This is a genomic window from Paenibacillus taichungensis (assembly GCF_050994985.1).
In the GTDB taxonomy this organism is placed as follows: Bacteria; Bacillota; Bacilli; order Paenibacillales; family Paenibacillaceae; genus Paenibacillus; species Paenibacillus taichungensis.
The window spans coordinates 1,528,250-1,541,988 of the sequence record NZ_CP194720.1 but is presented as its reverse complement, the minus strand read 5'-3'; the positions used below and the strand labels follow the sequence as shown (position 1 = coordinate 1,541,988).

General features: G+C 46.3%; 17 protein-coding genes. 1 reads left to right on the top strand and 16 read right to left on the bottom strand.

Annotated features, from left to right (window positions below):
- Window positions 1-332: 332 nt before the first annotated feature.
- From ACR1R9_RS07140 to mtrB, 13 genes are all read right to left on the bottom strand, one after another.
- Window positions 333-515: a hypothetical protein gene (locus ACR1R9_RS07140; RefSeq protein ID WP_143806502.1), complete on the bottom strand. Its 183-nt coding sequence runs from the start codon at window positions 513-515 to the stop codon at window positions 333-335.
- 28 nt (window positions 516-543) lie between these two features.
- Complete coding sequence (gene aroH, locus ACR1R9_RS07135) at window positions 544-921, bottom strand: chorismate mutase (protein WP_063566773.1); 378 nt, start codon at window positions 919-921, stop codon at window positions 544-546.
- Window positions 922-926: 5 nt separating this feature from the next.
- The gene (aroB, locus tag ACR1R9_RS07130; RefSeq protein WP_433921446.1) at window positions 927-2,021 is read right to left on the bottom strand and encodes a 3-dehydroquinate synthase; all 1,095 of its coding nucleotides are present in this window, start codon (window positions 2,019-2,021) and stop codon (window positions 927-929) included.
- Between the two features lies 1 nt (window position 2,022).
- Complete coding sequence (gene aroC, locus ACR1R9_RS07125) at window positions 2,023-3,192, bottom strand: chorismate synthase (protein ID WP_433921447.1); 1,170 nt, start codon at window positions 3,190-3,192, stop codon at window positions 2,023-2,025.
- A gap of 246 nt (window positions 3,193-3,438) precedes the next feature.
- Window positions 3,439-4,233, bottom strand: a complete 795-nt coding sequence (locus ACR1R9_RS07120) for a CheR family methyltransferase (protein WP_076288938.1) — start codon at window positions 4,231-4,233, stop codon at window positions 3,439-3,441.
- Window positions 4,234-4,257: 24 nt separating this feature from the next.
- A complete protein-coding gene (gene ndk, locus ACR1R9_RS07115) occupies window positions 4,258-4,701 on the bottom strand; it encodes a nucleoside-diphosphate kinase (RefSeq protein ID WP_063566769.1) in 444 nt (147 codons plus the stop codon).
- A gap of 191 nt (window positions 4,702-4,892) precedes the next feature.
- On the bottom strand, window positions 4,893-5,867 hold the full coding sequence (locus ACR1R9_RS07110; RefSeq protein ID WP_433921448.1) for a polyprenyl synthetase family protein: 975 nt from the start codon (window positions 5,865-5,867) through the stop codon (window positions 4,893-4,895).
- 339 nt (window positions 5,868-6,206) lie between these two features.
- Window positions 6,207-6,824, bottom strand: a complete 618-nt coding sequence (locus tag ACR1R9_RS07105; protein WP_063566767.1) for a UbiX family flavin prenyltransferase — start codon at window positions 6,822-6,824, stop codon at window positions 6,207-6,209.
- Window positions 6,825-6,826: 2 nt separating this feature from the next.
- Window positions 6,827-7,693 carry a UbiA-like polyprenyltransferase gene (locus ACR1R9_RS07100; protein WP_063566766.1) on the bottom strand — a complete coding sequence of 289 codons (867 nt, stop codon included), beginning with the start codon at window positions 7,691-7,693 and terminating at the stop codon, window positions 6,827-6,829.
- A complete protein-coding gene (locus tag ACR1R9_RS07095; RefSeq protein ID WP_076288936.1) occupies window positions 7,686-8,414 on the bottom strand; it encodes a demethylmenaquinone methyltransferase in 729 nt (242 codons plus the stop codon). The genes ACR1R9_RS07100 and ACR1R9_RS07095 overlap by 8 nt, the downstream gene beginning before the upstream one ends.
- Before the next feature lie 15 nt (window positions 8,415-8,429).
- Window positions 8,430-9,293 (bottom strand): heptaprenyl diphosphate synthase component 1, encoded by an 864-nt coding sequence (locus ACR1R9_RS07090; protein ID WP_175382479.1) that lies wholly within the window; start codon window positions 9,291-9,293, stop codon window positions 8,430-8,432.
- A gap of 101 nt (window positions 9,294-9,394) precedes the next feature.
- A complete protein-coding gene (locus ACR1R9_RS07085; protein ID WP_433921449.1) occupies window positions 9,395-9,946 on the bottom strand; it encodes a hypothetical protein in 552 nt (183 codons plus the stop codon).
- 98 nt (window positions 9,947-10,044) lie between these two features.
- Entirely contained in the window at window positions 10,045-10,266 is a 222-nt protein-coding gene (gene mtrB, locus ACR1R9_RS07080; protein ID WP_024630669.1) for a trp RNA-binding attenuation protein MtrB, read from the bottom strand.
- Window positions 10,267-10,413: 147 nt separating this feature from the next.
- Here mtrB and ACR1R9_RS07075 point away from each other — a divergent pair, with 147 nt between their 5' ends.
- Entirely contained in the window at window positions 10,414-10,575 is a 162-nt protein-coding gene (locus tag ACR1R9_RS07075; RefSeq protein ID WP_175382481.1) for a hypothetical protein, read from the top strand.
- A 66-nt stretch (window positions 10,576-10,641) separates the two neighbouring features.
- On the opposite strand, the gene ACR1R9_RS07070 is transcribed toward ACR1R9_RS07075, so the two are convergent.
- From ACR1R9_RS07070 to ACR1R9_RS07060, 3 genes are all read right to left on the bottom strand, one after another.
- Entirely contained in the window at window positions 10,642-10,914 is a 273-nt protein-coding gene (locus ACR1R9_RS07070; RefSeq protein ID WP_024630670.1) for an HU family DNA-binding protein, read from the bottom strand.
- A gap of 220 nt (window positions 10,915-11,134) precedes the next feature.
- On the bottom strand, window positions 11,135-12,121 hold the full coding sequence (locus tag ACR1R9_RS07065; protein WP_063566763.1) for an ABC transporter permease: 987 nt from the start codon (window positions 12,119-12,121) through the stop codon (window positions 11,135-11,137).
- Window positions 12,118-13,635 carry a sugar ABC transporter ATP-binding protein gene (locus ACR1R9_RS07060; protein ID WP_310853540.1) on the bottom strand — a complete coding sequence of 506 codons (1,518 nt, stop codon included), beginning with the start codon at window positions 13,633-13,635 and terminating at the stop codon, window positions 12,118-12,120. The genes ACR1R9_RS07065 and ACR1R9_RS07060 overlap by 4 nt, the downstream gene beginning before the upstream one ends.
- Window positions 13,636-13,739: the final 104 nt, after the last annotated feature.

The following is a 13,739-nucleotide window of genomic DNA, read 5'->3' as shown; positions in this document are numbered from 1 at the left end:
TTCAGGTTATTTCTGTCCTCTCCGTTTTTGTGTAAAAAGTTTAGTTGAACCTATAAGGGTAGAAGAAAAAGTAATATATACAACAAAAAAACCTCTACCATCAGGTAGAGGTTTGGTTATAAGCTGTTTCAACAGGTTGGTGCTTCATAAATAACAAGTCCCTATACATGCATCCTTACCGAATTATCACACAGGCTGTTGTATGGATGTAATATCAATCCATCAAATACAAGGAAATGTACCGGCATACACTAATTCTCACCCATAGCACTCAATCTTTCATGAAATGCAAGAGGATATCGGTCGTGTTATACCTAAACAAAACGATGTCGCTAGACACGTTTACATTCCTTCATCCTGTTTCTAATAATTCCGTAGCTCGACGTACCGCGAATCAGTTGACCGGCTTCTGTTGCTCCGGTTACCACCCGCTGGACTCTGCTATATACTCCACTCATCTCAGCTGCTCTCAGCTCAATCTCTACTCTACTCAACTGGTTCTCACTATACATCATTCCGAATGATTTGACAACCACTCTAATCTTACGAATTGGAAGGTGCCGCCAAATCAGGACGCAGAGACTGTGCACCGTTAAGATACACATGGTTGATTTCATTCTGACCTTTTGCAGTGTTAACATGTACCATAAAACGGATGCACTGTGGCAAGGCGCCTGCAACCGGAACTTCTAATGCACACATCAAAGGTACAAGCTCCCAGCCATCCAACTGGCGAATTGCCTTTGCTGGGAAAGCTGCATCCAGATCTCCAGTCATCGTAATCCAGACACTGCAAATATCTTCGGGTTGGATCTCGTTACGATCCACGATTTCCTGCAAAAGTACAGCCGTTTCTTTCAAAATATGTTCTTCGTTATTATGCGTGACCGTAGTAGCCCCGCGAATTCCCCGAGTAACCATCGCTTTTAATCTCCCTTCTTGAGCATTTCAATGACTTCGCGTACTGCCGTAACCGGTACATCCTTTACAATTCTGGCAGCGCCGATCCGGTCAGGAATAATGAAGACCATATGGCCCTCACGGAACTTTTTGTCGTGCATCATTGCATCCATTAATGCATCTGTATCCAAATGTTTTGGCATCGTCACCGGAAGGCGCAATGAACGCAACATGCGAACTGTGTCGTCATAGAGTCCTGCTGGAGCTCCCAACTTCTCGCCGAGCAATGCGGAGCCCGCCATACCAATCGAGATGGCTTCACCATGCAGAAATTCGCCGTAACCGGCAATCGCTTCAATAGCATGACCAATCGTATGACCCAGGTTTAACAATGCACGTTCTCCATTTTCACGTTCGTCACGTGACACAATCTCTGCTTTAATACCACAGCCTCGTTCCAAGCCATATCCCAGAGCCTCTGGATCAAGAGCAAGCAGCTCATCTGCATGTTCCTCACACCAGTATGCAAAAGCTTCATCCCGAATCAGTCCGTGCTTCAGCATCTCTGACAAACCAGCCGAGACATCGCGTGGCGGTATGGTTTGAAGAGTATCCACATCATAGAGTACCAGCTCTGGCTGATGAAATGCACCGATCATATTTTTAGCCAGCGGATGATTGACAGCTACCTTGCCGCCAACACTGCTGTCATGCGCAAGGATCGTCGTAGGCACCTGTACAAACTTGATTCCACGCATATATGTAGCAGCAACAAAACCAGCCAGATCCCCTACTACACCCCCGCCTAGAGCAACAATCGCCGAACTGCGATCCAGTTTGCCTTCGATGGCGACAGTCATCATATCCTGATATACCGAAAGGGATTTCGATGTTTCACCCGATGGAACAACTGCGGAGACGACTGTAAAACCAGCCGTACGCAGCGTTTGTTCCAGATTGGACAAGTACTTGGGTGCCACATGCTCATCAGTAATAATGAGTAAGTGGCTTTTTTTGGTTAAGCCATATTGCTCAAAATATTGAGGTGCTTGAGCCAACAGGCCGCTGCCAATTAGGATTGGATAAGAGCGTTCCTCCAACTGCACCGTCAGCTGGCGCATCTTAGTAATTCTCCAGTTGATTATTGTAGTTAGCAAAGTTAGCGCGAATTTCCTCCATGGAGTCTCCGCCAAATTTCTCAAGGAAAGCTTTTGCAATTTCCCAGGCTACCACATGCTCCATAACGACGCTAGCTGCGGGAACAGCACATGCATCAGAACGCTCAACCTGGGCTGTAAATGCTTCTTTTGTATCGATATCCACACTTTGAAGCGGTTTGTACAACGTAGGAATAGGTTTCATAACCCCACGTACCACAACTGGCATACCGTTAGTCATTCCGCCCTCGAATCCGCCCAAACGGTTGGTAGCTCGGTGATAACCACGCTCTTCACTATGCACGATTTCATCATGCACCTGAGAACCACGAATCGTTCCAGCTTCGAACCCAATACCAATTTCCACACCCTTGAATGCGTTAATGGACATTACACCCTGAGCAATCCGTGCATCCAGTTTACGGTCATACTGCACGTGACTACCAAGCCCTACAGGTACACCTTCAACGATACATTCCACGATTCCACCGATGGAGTCGCCTTCCTGCTTGATCTGATCAATGTAGGCTTCCATCTTTTTCTCGGTTTCAGCATCGGTTACACGTACGGAAGAAGCTTCTGTCACTTCGATCAGTTCATCGATCGGCAGATCTTGATAAGGAGCTTCAATTTCTCCGATACGCAACACACGTCCAGCTACTTTGATTCCGAATTCAGCAAGGAATTGACGTGCAATAGCACCACATGCTACACGCACCGTTGTTTCACGGGCACTGGAACGCTCCAGTACATTACGCAAATCTTTCAGGTTATATTTGAGCCCACCATTCAAATCAGCATGTCCCGGACGTGGACGATGAACGCGACGTTTCTCTTCGTCAATGCCTTCAATCGGCTCAATATTCATAATATTCTGCCAGTGTTTCCAGTCATTATTTTGAACAACCAATGCTACAGGAGCACCTGTTGTATATCCGTGACGGATACCACCAACGAAATTGGCCTGATCCTTCTCAATTTGCATGCGACGTCCACGGCCATATCCTTTCTGGCGGCGGTGAAGCTGAAAATTCAGTTCTTCAAAGTCAATATTCAGATTGCTTGGCAATCCTTCAATAATTGCGGTTAATTGGGGTCCGTGCGTCTCCCCTGCGGTTAAATAGCGTAAACTCATAATACGTTCCCCCTTTAAACTGTTAAACTTCACATTGCTAAAATCCCATAATTTCTTTGCTTATTATAGTATAGCTGACCGGCTTTGACAAGAAAACTGGTCGTTTCTTGTCCTAAACTGGATTGGACTCGAATGGTGATTGATTGAGATGTCGACGACTGTGAGAAGTATCCATTCATTCATTATGCAAATAACCGCCTGGACACATATACATGTGCACGCCAGACGGTTATGAAATAATTAAAATTATTTTTTGCGATAAAAGAATGTTTCCGCTGTCTCCAGACCATATTGTCCCGGGGAAAAAATCTGTTCCGTACTGCCCACGAACAAAATACCACCTGGACGCAAACTTGTTGCAAACTTGTGATACAACAGGTTTTTGGCTTCTTCGGTAAAATAGATCATGACATTACGGCATACAATCAGATCATATCCTTCGTCAAAACGATCCAGTAACAGATTTTGCTTCATGAACTTAACTGAACTTTTCAGTTGTTCATCAATACGGTACACCAAGCCATCCTGCTTGAAGTATCGATTGGCTGTTTCCTTCGGAACATCTTTAAGCGAGCGTTCCATATAACGCCCTTCCTTGGCTTTAGCGAGAGCACCTTCATCCAAGTCACTTGCCGTAATGGAGCTTCCCTTAAGAATGCCCATCGTGTCCAGAATCATCGCTAGCGTGTACGGTTCTTCGCCTGTAGAACAAGCGGCACTCCACACTTTAACGCCACGCTTCGGACCTAGTAACTCAGGCAGGATTTCATCCCGCAGTACTTCCCAGCGATTAGGGTTACGCCAAAATTCCGAGACGTTAATGGTCATGCGATCCAGAAACTCATAAAACAAGGACTTGTCCTTTTGCATGGCATCAAAAAAGATAGAAAACGTATGAAATCCGTTTTTGTTACGAAGTGTGGTCAGCCGTCTTTTCATCTGGCCTTCCTTGTATTGAGCAAGATCAATGCCTGTGCTCTCTTTGATTTTCCGAATAAATCCGGCGTAATCCGGGTCTAGTAGTTGTTCCTGCTCCAGCATCGTATCACCCTTCTGGCTAAAAAATTACAACCAGGCTGCGATGCTCTTGTCGTACGTTACCAGCTCATCCGGAGTAAAGAAGTTTGCTGCTTCACGAGTGGCGCTTTCCGGTGAATCCGCCCCATGAATCAGATTATGCGGTGTGTGGCTGGCGAAATCTCCGCGAATTGTACCCGGAGCAGCTTCCTTCACATTGGTTTTCCCGATTACGATGCGCGCAAGTGCCACGATGTCGTCACCTTCCCAGACCATAGCAAATACAGGTCCAGATGTGATAAAACGAACCAGATCATCGAAGAACGGTTTCCCCTCATGTTCAGCATAATGGCGTTTGGCCTGATCTTCAGACATCTGCACCAGCTTGCCTGCCACCAACTTAAATCCTTTGTCTTCCAGACGGCTAACGATACGCCCTATCAATCCACGCTGCACACCATCCGGCTTCACCATCAAAAATGTACGATCCATAGGCTCACTCCTCACTCACGGTTCAAAGTTATTTCATTATGTAAACGCAATCCCTTTGATTGTAACATACATGTCCAAATCCTCCCAATGAGGAATATCACATGAATGTTATTTTTGAGTAAGAGACAGCTACACGAGGAACTGCATTCATGAAAAGGTGCCCGTCCATAGCAGTCTAATGTTCAAACATATTAATGCGTACGTTTGACCACAAAATGAGCGATATCACGCAAGTTTTTGGTGGTCTTGATGTTAGGCAGTTGATCCAGAGCATCGAGCGCTTTCTTCATATATCGGTCAGCCAGGGCTTCTGCTTTAGCAATTCCTTGACTTTGGTGAATCATGCCAATTGCATCGGATGCACTCGCCCGTCCCTCCTCGTGCTGAACGCGGGTTATCTCCTCCAGCAATGGTTCACGCAAATTAGGTTCCTGCAATGCATAAAGTACAGGCAGCGTGATATTTCCCTGCTTCATATCACTCCCTGGAGGCTTGCCCAATTGCTTCTCGGTACCAACCAGATCAAGTACATCATCTTGTATCTGGAACGCCATACCCACGTTGTAACCATAGGTGTACAGCAACGAAGATACATGTTCCGGCGCACGAGTAGCAAGCGCCCCCAGCTGGCAGCTGACAGCAATAAGAAGCGCCGTTTTGCGACGAATTCGTAAGAGATAGTTACGTACACTTTGTCCCGTATTGAAAAAGTCCCGAATTTGCTCCATTTCACCAATTGACATCTGCACCATCGCTTTGGCCAGAATACGGTGTATCGCCGGATCGGATAGGCCCGCAGTCATCTCAAGCGCCTTGCCGTAAATGTAATCTCCGGTGTACATGGCAATCCGATTATCCCATTTGGACTTCACCGTTGGTTTACCTCTTCGTGTCGCGGCATTATCAATAACATCATCGTGAACCAGTGAAGCCGAATGAATTAGTTCCAACGGAACCGCTACCAGCTTCAGACGTTCAATATCGTATGTACCAAATTTCCCACCGAGTAACACAAATACCGGACGCAAACGCTTACCCCCTGCCTTGAGCAGGTGAAGTGACGTTTCACTTAGCAGCTTCTGTTCTCCCTGAACACTGCGATACAACTCTTTTTCAATGTAGTCCATGTCTTTTTTTAACAACCCGAAAATATCCAATAGTTTCATTCGTTCACCCGTGTCAGCGTATTGTCAGTCCATAAATCCATGCTTACCTTCCCCTCCAGCAAGTCGGGCCTGCAGGCATAACGAAAAACCAGGGCTTGCCTTTCCTGCTTGTGTTCTTCTGAGACGTACTACTCTTCTTCGAATGTCAAGGCCGACATCCGGGAATTAAACTCTGCGACTTGTTCTGAAACATAAGTACAGAAGTTGCCGGAGCATGGGTCAAGGCTGTGGTTCCATCCAAAGGTCACCATCAGCGCTCACCAATACCCCGGGATTGGGGGACAACAAATTGCCCCTGCAATTCGGTCAGCAGATTCTAAATTGCAGGGAGCTAAGAAGTTATCCCCGTTCATCCGGTTCTCCCCATCTGGTAAACAGTTGATGCGGGATGCGCAGACTATCAAGCACTTTACCCACCAGAAATAGAATCAACTCGTCCATCGTTTGGGGTTTGTAATAAAAAGCAGGCATGGCTGGTATCATTCGGACACCAAGCCGTGAGAGCTTCAGCATGTTTTCCAGATGGATTGCATGCAGTGGCGTCTCACGTGGCACCAAAATCAGCGTTCTTCCCTCTTTCATCATGACATCTGCAGCCCGGGACATTAGATTGTCCGACGAACCTTGTGCAATGGATGAAAGAGTACCCATGGAGCACGGCATTATAATCATGCCTTCTGCCAAGAAAGAACCACTTGCGATGGAGGCACCAATATCACTAACGGGATGATAGATCAGGGAACCCGCACGGCCGCCGAATTTTTCTTCCAGCACACGGTCCCGATTCGTAACATCCCAGTCCATTTCTTCTTTTAATACACGCCACCCGGCATTGGAGATCACCAGATGCACGGTGTATTCAAGATCAAGCAGCGTTTCAATTAATCTGATGCCATATATACTTCCACTGGCCCCGGTAATTCCGACAACTAGTCGTTTATTGTCCGGCTGCTGCATCTTTATTTCACCGCCAGATCAATTAAAGTAAATGTAAATACAACCAGACTTAGCACACTGTTCATTGTAAAGAATGCGGTTTGCACGCGGCTCATGTCATTTGGCGATACAATATAGTGTTCATAGAAGAGGATACCATAAGTAATCAGCATTCCGGCACCATACCACCAGCTCAGATCAGTCAACAATAACAAAGCAAGAAAACCGATTGCGGTAATCACGTGGAAGAACTTTGCGATCTGCAATGATTTGTTAAGACCAAAACGGGAAGGTATGGAATGAAGACCCTCGCCCTGATCAAAATCCAGATCCTGACATGCATAGATGATATCGAACCCTGCAGTCCAGAACACAATCGTAACGTACAGTACAATCGCTGTCCAATCCATCGTACCCGTTACCGCTACCCAGCCCCCCAGTGGAGCCAGACCAATGGTCATACCGAGCACTACGTGGCACAACCAGGTGAAACGTTTGGTGTATGAATACAATACCAGCATAAATACAGCTATCGGCAACAGCTGCATGGATAACACGTTAAGGTTGGATGAAGCCCAGAACAAGAGCACAAATGATACTATGATAAAAATAACGACCTCACCGTTTTTCAACAAACCGGCAGGAATTGCTCTCATTGCGGTACGTGGATTTTTCTTGTCTATGGCTTGGTCAATCATGCGGTTTAAGCCAAAAGCAGCACTTCTTGCACCAATCATAGCCAGTAATACCCACATTATCTGCATCCAGGTCGGGAATGTATCATTCACTACCATGGAACCGAGAATGGCCCCCATAAATGCAAAAGGTAACGCGAAAAGCGTATGTTCAATCTTAATCATTTCTAAAAAGATGCGAATTTTCCTAAACATGCTGATTCTCCTTGGTTCCAATATGCAATGCCGCAATACCTCCGGTCAGAGGATAGGCCTGCACTTGCTTTAATCCGGTTTCTGCAAAAATGTCGGCCAGTTCCTTCCTCCCTGGAAAAAGTGCCAGTGAGTCCGGCAGCCATTTATACTGCTCATAACGTTTGGCAAACAATTTGGCAATGTTCGGTAATAGTTGTTCGAAATAAAAATAATAAATAGCTTTAAATGGTTGCCATGTCGGCTTAGACAACTCCAGACAAACTACCATGCCTCCCGGTTTCACTACACGCTTCATCTCTGACAGAACCTGTCTGAGATCCGGTACATTGCGAAGTCCAAATCCAATGGTGACATAATCAAATGAATTGTCTTCAAAGGGAAGTGACATCGCATTGCCTTGAACCAGCGTGATCTGTTTCTGACGGTTTACAGCATCAACTTTGGTCTGTCCAACTTCCAGCATATTGCTGCTAAAATCAAGTCCATGCATGTGACCCGTTTCACTTGCTTGGGCCATGGCAAGTGTCCAGTCACACGTGCCGCAGCACAAATCGAGACCGGTATCGCCTTTGGACATATTCATTTTCTTCATGGTAAATTTACGCCAAGCTTTGTGCCTGCGGAAACTCAGAATATCATTCATGACGTCATATTTACCAGCTATACTCTGAAAAACAGAATGGACAAATTCTTCTTTAGGTTTGGTCTCTCCGCTCCCCATTCGTCTGTCTCCCCCTCAATCTTCCCTAACTGCCGCATGTGAAGGCTGCAAATACGTCAGGTAAGGCTCCAGGATTGCATTGATCTCATGCAGGCCCAGTTGATCTTCCTCGTCTTGCAGCAACAGTTGTATACGGTGTGTACACTCACGAAGCTTGTCCAGCAAAAACTCGCCGATCCGATACTTCAGCACCATACCGCTCCATGCTCTTGTATCCGGCTCGGGCTGACGCAGCATTTTTCGCTCATCGTCATTACCGTACTCGTAAATATGCCAGAAAGCATAACTGTGATAAAATCTCTGTTCGTCATTCATCCGACGCAGCTCTTCCATAATTGCCTCGCAGTAGCTGAATTCGGCCAACAGGTCGTTCCATAGCGATGCTTCGTTATCACGGATCATGCCTGTAAAAGAAAGAAACAGCTGCATCTTCAGCTGTACTGTTTCACGCAAGTATTCTTCAGCCGAAACGAGAAGCTTTTTCATCCGTTCATACAGCGTCATCTTGCGTGCATTCACTTCGGATACAGCACCACTAAGTTTACCGATCATTTCAATTTTACCTGCATGGGCAAGTAACTGATAGAAACGACTACTGAAATAATCTCCGGCAAGCACGTTCAGCTGGCGTGAACGCATCTCCAGTTCTCTACGCTCTCCGGATATCGTATCGATTCGATCATGCGTATCCATGGCCAACTGAACGAGCGAGGTTGCGAGAGCGTATAGCTCATCATGCACCTTTTCGTCTGTGCGGCCCACAAATACCTGCAGCAGACGAGCCCGGCTATCCGGAAATGATGGGATTTCCGTATGTTGTCGAATCATGTCGTAATCCGTATATTTCTTTGCTAGTTGGGGTACGCGATATGAATTCATTCTCAGCCTCCGAGCCTTTACATTGTTAAACCATTTCTGCACTACAATCTTATATATTATAGCATATGTTTATCGGGCACGCACTGAATCATGCTATTCTATTACCCCTGACTTGACATTTCGAATTGCTTCTTCCAAAGTTCGGTCTCCATCATGTGAAACCAGTCCTTTAATTCGTCCGAGAGGATCGGACTTTTCCAGTCTCGAAGCGTTTCGATTGCATACATTGGCCATTCCCCACGCCGAAAATCGGCAGCGAGCAACAAATGTCTTTTATGAAGCCATTCATCTTCTGCCATAACACGCAGCATCACCTGTTCCACGTTATCCAGACTTCGAAATCCTAAATCTGCCACAGCAGCCATATTACCATAGATTTCGGTGTAACTTGTGCTGGTTCCGGTAACCTTTAGATCAAGTGTCAAAATGGATTGTTTCCACTCCACCCTGGCAATGGGTGTCGATAATTTCATGGTGCTCAGCACGTCCACCAGATTGTCTTCTGTTAGCTGGACGGGATGCTGCGCCGCAGAAACGGGTTGTACGTTTTCACCGCCCAAGGTACGCATATGTAAGGTTTGTATGGCAACAAGCAGAAGGACCGCCGCAACCGTTGCCAGCAGTGAAGCAGTCACGATCATCCGCGGTTTCATAAATGCCTCCCTGCCCTTACCTATTAGTGTAGTCTGTCCGGTAAAGGCTCATACCTCATTGTACAATGAAAAAAAGCAGGCTATGCCTGCAATTTTCATTATTCCGACTGAATCTGTCCATGCTTCGTAATCAGCGTGGCTTTTCCACGGATTTTAATGGCGGAAGTATGATTGGTAAACTGGGCAAACATGACTTCTCCCTTATCCAGCTTCTCCGTATGGTGGAAGCGGGTATCCTGACCTCGGGTTAAGCCGATCACCTGAACACCGTTCTCCTCCGCCTTAATTACGATATAATCACTGCCGGTTGGATGATCCATCACGCACATCCCCTCTCCTTGTTCAATAGCGTTAATGATGATAAATATTGTTTCATTTGTCAACCAGCCCTTATGTGGATGGAGCGCAATAATCTTTTACTCCCAGGTCATACTACAAGTGATCCTGCCACAGAAAGGAGAGTTTATATGAAGTACATTCCCGCAGCACTAACAGACGAGCATATTCACCAGTTAAAAGAAACCGAACAGCATATGTCCGCAGCAGCTGGAGAAGAGCTTATTCTGATTGCCTATGCACAGCAACCGGATGATCCGGAATCGCAAGATGGCAGGAAGAAAAATAATTAAAGGACAAAAGAAAAGGCCGTGAACAAGTCACGGTCTTTTTGTCGACATATGGAATATGTAGAAATCTTATTTAATTCCGTCTTTGAGCGCTTTACCTGGTTTGAATGCAGGAATTTTGCTCGCAGGAATTTCGATTTCTTCACCTGTTTGCGGGTTGCGTCCTTTACGTGCAGAGCGCTCGCGAACTTCGAAGTTCCCAAAACCAACCAATTGTACTTTGTCTCCGCTTTGAAGAGCCTCAGAGATTGCTTCGAATACGGCATCAACCGCTTTCGTTACATCCTTTTTGGACAATTCAGTAGCTTCGGACACGTGTGTAATCAAGTCTGATTTGTTCATTTGTTTTTTCACCTCCTGAATCAATGTCCTGAATGTTATACTGTGTTTCCGTTTTATAGCGAAATATACGTTCATACACAAAAAATCTACGTACATCTTGAGCGTGATGAACAGAAATCTCGGCCTGCGGTCAACAGTCATTTCTGGCAGAATGTCGCCTGAAACAAAGGTTGTTTCAGACGCCGAACAAATTTTATACTAATACAGACAGCACACAATTTCAAGTGCGGTTGCGGTTTAACACGTAAAATGTAACCGCCAGGGCAAGCACGAGCACCCCACCTTTTACAATATCATGCGTGAAATATTGAACATTCATCATAGTCAAACCGTTCACCAGAACACCAATCAGAACCGAACCGATGAATGTTCCGATCACGTTTGGTTTACCTGCACCAAATACGGAGAATCCGACAAACACAGCAGCCACGGATTCCATTAACAACGGAGAACCTGCATCTATTTGCCCTGAACCTACTTTGGATGCATAGATAATACCGCCGATTGCAGCAAACACTCCAGCAGCTACATAAGCGAGTGTACGCACCTTTTTCACCTTGATACCGGATAGGCGTGCCGCTTCTTCATTGCCCCCCGTAACGTACATCTGGCGCCCATACTTCGTATAGGTCAAAAAGATATGCACACCGATAACCGCAATGAGCAGCAGGATGACCGAAATCGGCATTCCCAGCCATTTTCCCTGCCCAAGCTGCAGAAATGTGGGGTCCATCTCTCCGGCAGCCTTGCTTCCGTCAGGAAACTGCATATGGTTATAGATCGTGTATCCTTGAGCATACGTTTTATGAATTCCACCGATAATGTACATCGTGGCAAGTGTAGCGAGCAGATCCGGGATACGCAGTTTCACAATAAGCAAGGAATTAAGCCAACCAATCACAGCCCCAATAATTAGTGGGACGATAATGACAACTGCCAGCGGCTGCTGATACCAAATCATCAATGAAGCAGTAACGACAGTAGTTAACGAGACGGTAGCCCCCACCGAGAGGTCAAATCCATCAACAATGAGAGATAAGGTAACACCAATCGCCACAAATGTCACGATAGAGATTGAACCCAAAATATCGGTCAAGTTACTATATGTGAAGAAATAAGGCAATTTAATACCGAAAAATGCTATAACACCAATAATAACGATAATTGCGCCATAACGGAACGCAAAATCCAATGATTTATCTTTCATGCTCCCACCTCTTGTCCACCGCTTGCATAGTATAGCAGCTGTTCTTGGTTAGTCTCGCCCCGTTTGAATTCCTTTACGATAGTTCCTTCACACATGACTGCAATTCGATCACCAATGCCCAATCCTTCATCCAGTTCACACGTGAAATAGATAACAGCTTTACCCGCCAAAGCCAGTTCGTTAATGATGCGAAAGATGTCACTTTTGGCGCCGATATCCACACCTTTTGTCGGCTCATCAAAGATAAAGACGTCTGCGTCCGCATTCAGCCATTTGCCAATGGCCACCTTTTGCTGATTGCCACCGCTTAAATACTTCACTTCCTGCCGCACTGACGATGTTTTGATACCGAGCTGCTGCACCAAAGATTCCGCATTCTCACGTTCTCGCTTTCGACTTACAAAACCTAATCTACTAAGACGTGCAAGCAAAGGCAGGCTCAAATTCCGTTCTACGTTTTCCTCAATTAAAATCCCCTGTTTCCGCCGTTCCTCAGGCACGGAGACAATGCCCTGAGCCGCAGCATCAGCTGGTTGGGAAAGACGAAGTTCACGATTGTTAAGCCGAATCTCTCCACTCTCCAGCCGATCTGCACCAATCAACAAGCGGGAACATTCCGTTTTCCCCGCACCTACAAGCCCTACCACAGCAAGCACTTCGCCTCGACGAACAGACAGGTCCACGCCCTTGACCCGGACTCCACGCCGAAGTCCTCTTGCTTCCAGCAACACTTCACCTACCGGAGCTTCTGTTTTGGGAAACTCTTCCTCAAATGGTTTTCCGAGCATCTGCGTCACCAGATCATTGATCGTAAGCTCTTTTGCCGCACCCGTGAACACATGTTGTCCATCTCTCATCACGGTGACGCGGTCACAGTGACTTGTAACTTCAGGAAGACGGTGCGTAATAAAAATACATGCCACTCCGCGTTCTTTCAATAAATGAACGATTCGAAAAAAAGCATCCGTTTCTTCCTGGCTCAGCGGTGCAGTTGGTTCATCAAAAATAATGACCTTGGCATCCTGAATCAGGATACGTGCGAGCAGAATCATCTGCTTCTCCGCGAGTGTCAGGTCGGCTACTTTTTTGTGAACCGATATAGCCGCTCCTAATTGCTGCAAAGCTTCAGCCGCACGCTGTTGCAGTTTCCGCGGGCTTTTCCACCAACCTCCACTCGGCGACGCCAATTGATCCAGCATAATGTTCTCGGCAGCTGTCAATTGTGGAACTAGCGCAGCATCCACTTCCTGGTACACACAGTGAATTCCACTCGCTTTAGCATCTCCTGGTGAATTCAGATGAATTGTTTGCCCACTTAATTGAATGGTGCCCTGATCCAGTTGATAGGCACCAGATAGAATTTTCATCAATGTGCTCTTGCCGGCACCATTCGCACCAAGCAGCGCATGAATTTCCCCGCCTTTCACGGAGAACTCCACGTCTTTCAGTGCAGGAATACCTGCAAACTGCTTGTGGATATGTTTCATTTGAAGCAGAATCGGTGCAGTACTCATGACGCCAACCTCCAATCGCTCCCTACGGGAGTATCACTTTTCTCATGTAGTTTTTTCATCATGGTTGGAAAAAGCGCGCCTTGTGGCGCGCCTCAGTTACGCTG

Excerpts from the sequence above, each read along its gene's own strand:
- ACR1R9_RS07140 (WP_143806502.1), bottom strand. The coding sequence starts at position 515 with ATGATGTATAGTGAGAACCAGTTGAGTAGAGTAGAGATTGAGCTGAGA.
- aroH (WP_063566773.1), bottom strand. The coding sequence starts at position 921 with ATGGTTACTCGGGGAATTCGCGGGGCTACTACGGTCACGCATAATAAC.
- aroB (WP_433921446.1), bottom strand. The coding sequence starts at position 2,021 with ATGCGCCAGCTGACGGTGCAGTTGGAGGAACGCTCTTATCCAATCCTA.
- aroC (WP_433921447.1), bottom strand. The coding sequence starts at position 3,192 with ATGAGTTTACGCTATTTAACCGCAGGGGAGACGCACGGACCCCAATTA.
- ACR1R9_RS07120 (WP_076288938.1), bottom strand. The coding sequence starts at position 4,233 with ATGCTGGAGCAGGAACAACTACTAGACCCGGATTACGCCGGATTTATT.
- ndk (WP_063566769.1), bottom strand. The coding sequence starts at position 4,701 with ATGGATCGTACATTTTTGATGGTGAAGCCGGATGGTGTGCAGCGTGGA.
- ACR1R9_RS07110 (WP_433921448.1), bottom strand. The coding sequence starts at position 5,867 with ATGAAACTATTGGATATTTTCGGGTTGTTAAAAAAAGACATGGACTAC.
- ACR1R9_RS07105 (WP_063566767.1), bottom strand. The coding sequence starts at position 6,824 with ATGCAGCAGCCGGACAATAAACGACTAGTTGTCGGAATTACCGGGGCC.
- ACR1R9_RS07100 (WP_063566766.1), bottom strand. The coding sequence starts at position 7,693 with ATGTTTAGGAAAATTCGCATCTTTTTAGAAATGATTAAGATTGAACAT.
- ACR1R9_RS07095 (WP_076288936.1), bottom strand. The coding sequence starts at position 8,414 with ATGGGGAGCGGAGAGACCAAACCTAAAGAAGAATTTGTCCATTCTGTT.
- ACR1R9_RS07090 (WP_175382479.1), bottom strand. The coding sequence starts at position 9,293 with ATGAATTCATATCGCGTACCCCAACTAGCAAAGAAATATACGGATTAC.
- ACR1R9_RS07085 (WP_433921449.1), bottom strand. The coding sequence starts at position 9,946 with ATGAAACCGCGGATGATCGTGACTGCTTCACTGCTGGCAACGGTTGCG.
- mtrB (WP_024630669.1), bottom strand. The coding sequence starts at position 10,266 with ATGGATCATCCAACCGGCAGTGATTATATCGTAATTAAGGCGGAGGAG.
- ACR1R9_RS07075 (WP_175382481.1), top strand. The coding sequence starts at position 10,414 with ATGAAGTACATTCCCGCAGCACTAACAGACGAGCATATTCACCAGTTA.
- ACR1R9_RS07070 (WP_024630670.1), bottom strand. The coding sequence starts at position 10,914 with ATGAACAAATCAGACTTGATTACACACGTGTCCGAAGCTACTGAATTG.
- ACR1R9_RS07065 (WP_063566763.1), bottom strand. The coding sequence starts at position 12,121 with ATGAAAGATAAATCATTGGATTTTGCGTTCCGTTATGGCGCAATTATC.
- ACR1R9_RS07060 (WP_310853540.1), bottom strand. The coding sequence starts at position 13,635 with ATGAGTACTGCACCGATTCTGCTTCAAATGAAACATATCCACAAGCAG.